Consider the following 7,255-nt stretch of genomic DNA (forward strand, 5'->3'; position numbering starts at 1 on the left):
ACAAGGTTAGGTGTGTGAGTTTTATTAGATTCTGTACCTTGCACTTTTATGGTAGAATTAATTAGGAATATACTTCCTGACTAATTTTGGCATTCAACTCTTTGGTAACGTTTATACCGGTCCATTTAGTATAAATATACTTGTGTTTTTGTAGATAGGCGACAACTTTTTCTCCTTCGGGTCGTGAAAGTCCAATTTTTTGTAAGATTTTGACTTGTTTACTCCTTTGTATAAATGGACAAGCAGCTAAATCTAATGCAAGAATTACTTGCTCTGCAGATATTTTGATCCGTTCAGGAGACATTGATTGATAACGATTGATGACTTGATTTACAATTTGTTGTTGAAGTTGAACGAACTCTTTCTTTAGTCCCATATAATATAATAGAGTAATTACTGCTATGGCGTTCAGTTGTGGTAGTGTATTCCCTTTGACAGTTTTAACCACAAGATGCGACTCAAGTTCTTGCGCATTTATATGATACTTCGGGTTAAGCTGTTTAAGTAAAATTAAAAAATAAAGAGTCTCTAATTGGACTTTTTCATTTATTGGTGCAGATTTAAGGACAAGACTAACCTCATCTCTGATTTTCTTAAAAACAATTTCTCGGATATATTCAGAAAATCTTGGAATTTTTATTACAAGTCTGCCTTTTTTTATTGAATAGTCATGATCCAAATATATTATTATTGTATTCAATAATTGCATGGCTTTTAATGTAGTATTTACCCGCTTATTTGTTGAATACAGAAAAAATAATGAATCGATAATCTCAAACAAAAATTTGGCTAATGCCTTCTCCATCTTGCGAATTTGTTTTATCGCAATAATCTTATATTGGCTATACTCGGTACTTGACATCGCATAGCAAAGAGGTTTGTATGTCCTATCCCATCTCTTTAAAATTCGTTCTATTAATACTGACAAACGGGATATGGAATAGTTCATCACATCTTTAGGGGCAACCTCATTTGTTGATAAGATACGTTTAAATCGTTTGCAGAACTCTGTGGCACTAAACTTAAAATATAGCTCACAATTGATTGCATTTACAATGGTCTCCTCCTTGATTTTTATTGTGTCGGATTCTTCATCATTTTTGTCTAGATCTATCTCATCACTTTCGATAAATTCAGTAATATTTTTCTCATTCTTATATAATTGGATATAGTCTTTCAACAGCTCGTCGATGGCAATCTTTGCCTTACTTATTGGAGTTATGAAAGGTCGTTCATAATAAACTGTCTTATCAGAACTTATGATTAATTTATATTCTTTTAGATACTCTTCAAACAATTCAAAGGCTTTGCTTTTTACTTCTTCTGAGTTATAGAAGAAGAAATAATCATCAACATATCGATAGCATTCATAATCTCTATTTAAGCTGTAGCCACATTCAAGCAATTTGTTTTCTACACATTTGTCGATTCCCTGAAGAATAACTTCTGCAAATATTCGTGAGAATTCAGGACCTATGACAATCCCATGAGTCTCATTATAATTCATTTCCTGCATTATATTATCCCAATATTCACCAAAGGCATTATCTGGAACTCCGGCAAAAAGTTCTTTATACATATGGGAACCACCAGACATTGCCCAAGAAATGCTATGAGTATATATGCTATCAAAACACGATTGTAAATCGAATTTGACTAGATGCTGAAATTTCTTTTCGGCACGCTGATAACGATAGTCCTCATAAAACTTGTAGATGTTGGTGTAATTTTTATAACTAAAGTAAGTTCTTAGATTTTCATACTCACTAAAAAACATCTCCATTTTGTCAGAGCGTTTTCCCAAGAGAGTATTGTGTAACCGATCCTTGTAATAAAAGAAACATGCAACTTTTTCTGGATACCGCAGACTAAATCTACTTTTACTACAGAGGTATAGCAATACATGCTTATAGCGTTCATAGAAATCGACTATTTTAATCTGATTGACCGGATGTATAATTGATAGATACCTACATTTAGTTGGTTTGTGAGAAACGCCGTATGTAAATGGTATCGTATTATATGTTCCTTTACTAGTCTTAACACGATTTCCATCAAAATGGATTTTCTTACAATGTACTATGGCAGAAATTATAAGTTCAGCTCCTTCCTCAATACCATCTTTCCAGACTATCGCATCTCCGTCTAATTGTATTTCATTCTTTACAATAAATCGATAGAAATATCTGTTAGTAAATATAAATGGCATTTCATAGGGGAGAATATCTGACAGCAGTACTCTCTCCTTTTTATATTTCAATCTAATCTTTTTCTTTTTCATAACCAACTATCTATTTGTTTCAATCTTGAAAGAGTAAACTTATACATGTTCTTATCGGTCCATCGCTTAGAGAAATCAAAAGATTCTATTCTTTTACGTAGATTTGAAATATAAGTCTTTCGAAAACCATAATTACCATGAAATAATAAGAAATATGGGTTTATTATCTTTCCATGTAGATAGTTCGTTAATTCATCTAAATCAGATTTTGAATCCAATAACGAATTGTTATAGAAAAGTCCAATTTTAACATTAGCTTTTGATTTACAAAGTGAAAAATTCCCTGTAATAAAATTTAGTGAATCAATTAAATCTTTTCGTGCATCATGAATATTAATTTTTGAAAGATTCTCAAAATGCAAAAACGCCGCATCTATTCTCCTTTTAATTTTGTTAACCTTATTCGTTGACATATAAAATGTTACGAATAATTTATCTTTCTTTCGGCATAGCACAATCTTATATCCTAAGTATTGTATGTCAATGGATATATCATTATTAAACGTTATAAGTTGACATTTGCCACTTCCATCATTTGGTTGTTTCAATGATAGCTCCATCTCAGCAAACGATGCAGTTAATCCTTGGTAATATGTCTCAATCGTTTGACCGACTGGAACACATGATAAGATAATGAAGATATCATCAACATACCTAGCATAAAACATTACTTCTGGTCTTGATTTGATTATTGTATCTAAATCCTTTAAGTATAGTTCAGAAAGGTAAGCACTGATTCCCACACCTCTGGGGATTCCCTTATCTGCAGCAGATGTGGAAGCATCTTTTAGGTTATTGTATTGATTCAGAATAGCCTTAATAAATGCTCTCGATTTTGGACTCAGTAAAGTATTGTCTTCAATTCGATTGAGAAGTATTTTTTGATCTATGGACTCGTAAAAACTTGTGATGTCAGTTCTGATTATAGATATTGGCCGTCTTGTTTCTAATAGAGATTTAATACAATTGAGAATACTATTGCGATTAGATTGCTTAACTTTAAATGTTTTATGTATATTATATTGCAATTGTTTTGCCGCAAAGAACATTGCATGAGACGACGAGTCTAAGCAAAAGATCTCCTTGCCGTCTTTAATATATTTAGATAATGTGATTTTGAAATGTCTTTGCCTAATTGTTGAAGACAAATTGTGTAAATATTGATCTAAAATTGACTCTTTTGCTTCATGAAGTCTTTCTAATTCTGCTTGAGCTTTTTCCAACTCCATAACCTCATCGTCTGTGCGTTTCTCTTCGGCGATATCTTTTATTTCTTGAATCTTTGTCTTATTCTGCTTAATATTAGCCACGCATTCACGAAAATCGGTCGGCATATCATCTAATTCGATATGCCCTTTTCTATTCTCTATATTATAAATTGTGCAAAAATTATGCGCACTAAATGATTGATCAAGCATGGCTAAAGACAGCTAAATTAAGACTATTGATTAGAATCAATATGTTGTTTTCCGATTGCGTGGATAATTTCGAGCTTGAGATTTTCGGGATAGTCCTCGTTCGCCATATAACATGTGATAATGCGTTGGAGGAGGTCTTTGTCGATGCGTCCTGCTGCGACGTGGTAGATGATTGCTTCCATGCACTGCATGAAGTTGTAGGCGTGCCAATAGTAGCCGTTATGCACAAGGAACCACACTCCGATTGTCAAGGCAACACGCTTGTTGGAATCCTCAAAATAGTGGCCGGTGCATAAGCCGAAGACTAGGTATGTTAGCTTTTCTACGAATGTCGGATAATACAGGTCGTTCTTCACGAAGTCAAGTACCTTGCGGATGCCGCCTTCGTCTTTTACGCCTTGCAGCCCACCACCGCTGGCTGCCACAGTCTTGCTGTAAACCACCAACGCCTCATCGTAGTCGATGTATTTCAGCCCCTCATTCATCCTCGGCTTGCTTTAGACGTTTTAGGACTTCGCGGTTGGCTTCAAGAATATTGTCGAAGTCTATCGACGCATCGCCTATAAACTTGTCGAACTCGTCGGGAGTAACCGCACGAAGGTACTCTGCCAGATTTACGTGCCAAGCATCGCGGAACGCAACATCACGAGATGCCATCTTCGATCTTGCATCATTGATGAACGGCTCCATCATAGGAGCAGCAGCCAAATCATCAATGATTGCCTTTACCTCTTCGATGGTCAACAATTTGTTCCCGTTCTCAGAATATCGCTTCTCTATCTGATGAGCCACGCCATTCTCAAATGAGGATATGCATAGTAGAACTTCGGCATAGAGCGTGTGACGCACGTTCTCCTCGTTTTGCAGACGAAGGACAACGCGATATTCCTTTGCGTTTTCCCGGAACACTGCTTTATATATCAAGTCGGTTATCTGCTTGTACTTATAGATGGGAAGCCCATCCACATACTTGCCGACAGCTTGAGTGAAGTTCTTGCGATAATTCTCGCTCTTTATCGCTGTTGGAAGATAATCACGGTCACGCCAGTTGATATACTTGGTGCCACCTCCGGCACGACCGTTGATTGTTGCAATTACAATATCAAGTATGCGAGTGCGGAGTTGTTTGGCCCTTTCGCTCTCCGTGAGAAGCATTCCGATGTTCAGGAATGCCCGGAATGTAAAGAACGATATAATGGTCGTTTTGGTAGGGACATTTATGTCATCACCAATTTGTATCTTAATATCTTTCAGCTTTTTACCTTGACTTAAAAAATATCCATTAGCACGAAGTTCGTCACCATGATCTTGTATATAACGTTTAATCGTTCGTTCATCAACACCATAGAAATCTGCAACCATCTTCGTGGTAAATAGCAGTTCATCGTGATACCGCAGGCCATCGACAGCCAAGTTTTCTTGGATGGTCTGGAGAGCATAGCGGTTGTTCAACACGTTTTGCCGCTCGATATTTGATACTGTAAGGTCGTTCATATAGCAAAATTACAAATTTATTTTGGATAGTAAGCTATCTGTGAGGATTTAAGTGTCAGAAAACATCCGCTTTTGTCGGATTGGCGATGGCGTCTATATCATCGGCTATTTCATCAGATGAGAGCTTGATATAGTCCATAAATGTCTTTTGGGTCTTATGTCCGCTGACGTGCATCATCTGAACGATGGTGTATTTGTGGGTGAGGTACATATTGGTGATTCCACTGCGTCGGGCTGTGTGGGTGGTGACACAAGCATAGCGCGGCATCACTACCTCGCCTTTATCGTTACGCTCGACAACGAGTTTGCCATCTTCCACAAGTTTCTTCTGCTTCATGGTGAGTTTGGTAGTAACCATCTTGCCGAGTGTCGGGACAGATTCGGACAGATTTTTCAGAATATCCTTGATGTAACGGTTGAGTATCACATCAACCACCGAAGGGAGATTGTAGGCGTATTTATCACAGATGGCTCTGAGATTGGGATTCATTATCGGAATCTTTACCTCATTGCGCGTTTTCTTCTGAACGAGTCGTATAACGGGTGTTCCCTTCGCGGTCGTCGTGAAACAGTCTTTGTCGATGTCGTTGTAATCGCTCACTCGCTGACAGGTGTAGCAGCCGACAAGAAAAATATCTCGTACCTCGTCCTGTTTACCTGACAATGGCATTTCGTATAATGCCTGCAACTCGGCTTCGGAAAGGTAAATTTCTATCGCCTTGTCTCCATCCTCGATTTTCTTCTTGGAGAAATATTGCATGGCGCGGTCGTTGTCGTGGATGCCGTCAAGGTAGGCGTAATTGACAATGGCGCGGAGATCAACAAGATACTTGTTCTGCGCCGATACCATGTAATCGTTCTTCTCCATAAAAGCAAGGAACTTGGTGACGAAAGCACGGTCAACTTGATACCATGTGAAACGGTGCTTCTTGTCGAACATGTCATAGAGTTTCCGGAAACTGAACCATGCCTTGACTGTCCCCGGTGCATATCTGTTATGTCCGTTCAGCCTGGCACCGCTCTTTATCTCTTCACAGAAGTGGTTGAGGAAATTCCATATTTTGGCACGCTCGGCGTCGATACCTTCCTTTATCAGTCGCTCCTGGTCCGCTTTGATTCTCTGTTCCTCTTGCTGACGCTCTTCCTCCTCGCGTTTGGCTTTCATTATTGCCTCTGCCTTCTTGGGATTGGCGATGGCAAGGATTTCCGCTTCGACATGAGATTTGTCGAAAGACATACCTTCGACCTCGGACGTTACAACAAGCTCAATCCTGTTGAGGGAATCATGCAGATTGAAATTCGCACGTTGGTGTCGCATCCATTTTTCAGGGCACGATAACGCACCTTTCCATTCAGCCACATTCACGCGGATTTGAGACGAGAAGAGGGTGTCAACCTTATGTTTCTTGTTCTGCACCCTAAAGAAAAGGGTGGCTATTTCGTTCTTTTCGTCCTGCTTGCGGATGAAGAACCGGGAAAGAGATTTTGCCATATAAATCAAGGTCTGATTCCCTTATGAATCTGACACTGCAAAGTTAGTGACTTTTCTTGAATAGTCACTATAATAGTCACTATCTTTCTTGAATCTCTTACTATCCGACTAAATTAAAAATGATTTAATTCGCTTTATTATCAGTATATTAGCATTAATTACAATTTAAGCTGATTGATAATAATTTAACTTTTATATTGCTGGTGGCACCACTTTTTAAGAAGGCAAAACGATGTAAATCCCTGAATTTCAAAGAAGTTCGGGGGTTTTTCTTTTCCAAGAATAAGCAAAATTAGTGGGATTGAAGCAAACCATACGTCCTTATTCAGGATCAGTCCGAAAACCCTGTGGGTATGTTAAATCTACACTGTTAGTTTGCATAATCTAAAAATAAAGAATGGTATATCTCCGACTCCCCTAAACTGTGCTCTGAACGCTTTAATTTTTGCATTGAATGATTCAGCAAATGCATTCGTTTCTCTGTTAACGAAATAGTTTAGTATTGTTTCATAATAGTTCTGCATGGTATTTGTTACGGTTCTGAAACATCCGTATCCAAGCTTTTCTATT

6 protein-coding genes are annotated in these 7,255 nt (G+C 37.8%); all 6 read right to left on the reverse strand.

The genetic code is table 11. From position 1 onward, the window contains the following. Window positions 1-61 precede the first annotated feature (61 nt). Window positions 62-2,281, reverse strand: a complete 2,220-nt coding sequence (gene drt3b, locus HU824_RS15515; protein ID WP_135946426.1) for an antiviral reverse transcriptase Drt3b — start codon at window positions 2,279-2,281, stop codon at window positions 62-64. After that, a complete protein-coding gene (gene drt3a, locus HU824_RS15520; protein WP_135946427.1) occupies window positions 2,278-3,699 on the reverse strand; it encodes an antiviral reverse transcriptase Drt3a in 1,422 nt (473 codons plus the stop codon). Before drt3a ends, drt3b begins: the two co-directional genes overlap by 4 nt. A 23-nt stretch (window positions 3,700-3,722) precedes the next feature. Further along, the gene (locus HU824_RS15525; protein ID WP_135946428.1) at window positions 3,723-4,184 is read right to left on the reverse strand and encodes a Fic family protein; all 462 of its coding nucleotides are present in this window, start codon (window positions 4,182-4,184) and stop codon (window positions 3,723-3,725) included. Beyond that, a complete protein-coding gene (locus HU824_RS15530) occupies window positions 4,177-5,193 on the reverse strand; it encodes a DNA-binding protein (protein ID WP_135946429.1) in 1,017 nt (338 codons plus the stop codon). The genes HU824_RS15525 and HU824_RS15530 overlap by 8 nt, the downstream gene beginning before the upstream one ends. A 55-nt stretch (window positions 5,194-5,248) precedes the next feature. Next, on the reverse strand, window positions 5,249-6,685 hold the full coding sequence (locus tag HU824_RS15535; protein WP_135946430.1) for a phage integrase SAM-like domain-containing protein: 1,437 nt from the start codon (window positions 6,683-6,685) through the stop codon (window positions 5,249-5,251). A gap of 362 nt (window positions 6,686-7,047) precedes the next feature. After that, a partial coding sequence (locus HU824_RS15540) for a transposase (RefSeq protein WP_176469311.1) occupies window positions 7,048-7,255 on the reverse strand: 208 nt, incomplete at its 5' end.

This window comes from Bacteroides sp. L10-4, from assembly GCF_013373675.1.
Taxonomy (GTDB): domain Bacteria; phylum Bacteroidota; class Bacteroidia; order Bacteroidales; family Bacteroidaceae; genus Bacteroides; species Bacteroides muris.

Bases quoted from the DNA above. Each gene is read 5' to 3' on its own strand.
- drt3b (WP_135946426.1), bottom strand. From the start codon at position 2,281: ATGAAAAAGAAAAAGATTAGATTGAAATATAAAAAGGAGAGAGTACTG.
- drt3a (WP_135946427.1), bottom strand. From the start codon at position 3,699: ATGCTTGATCAATCATTTAGTGCGCATAATTTTTGCACAATTTATAAT.
- HU824_RS15525 (WP_135946428.1), bottom strand. From the start codon at position 4,184: ATGAATGAGGGGCTGAAATACATCGACTACGATGAGGCGTTGGTGGTT.
- HU824_RS15530 (WP_135946429.1), bottom strand. From the start codon at position 5,193: ATGAACGACCTTACAGTATCAAATATCGAGCGGCAAAACGTGTTGAAC.
- HU824_RS15535 (WP_135946430.1), bottom strand. From the start codon at position 6,685: ATGGCAAAATCTCTTTCCCGGTTCTTCATCCGCAAGCAGGACGAAAAG.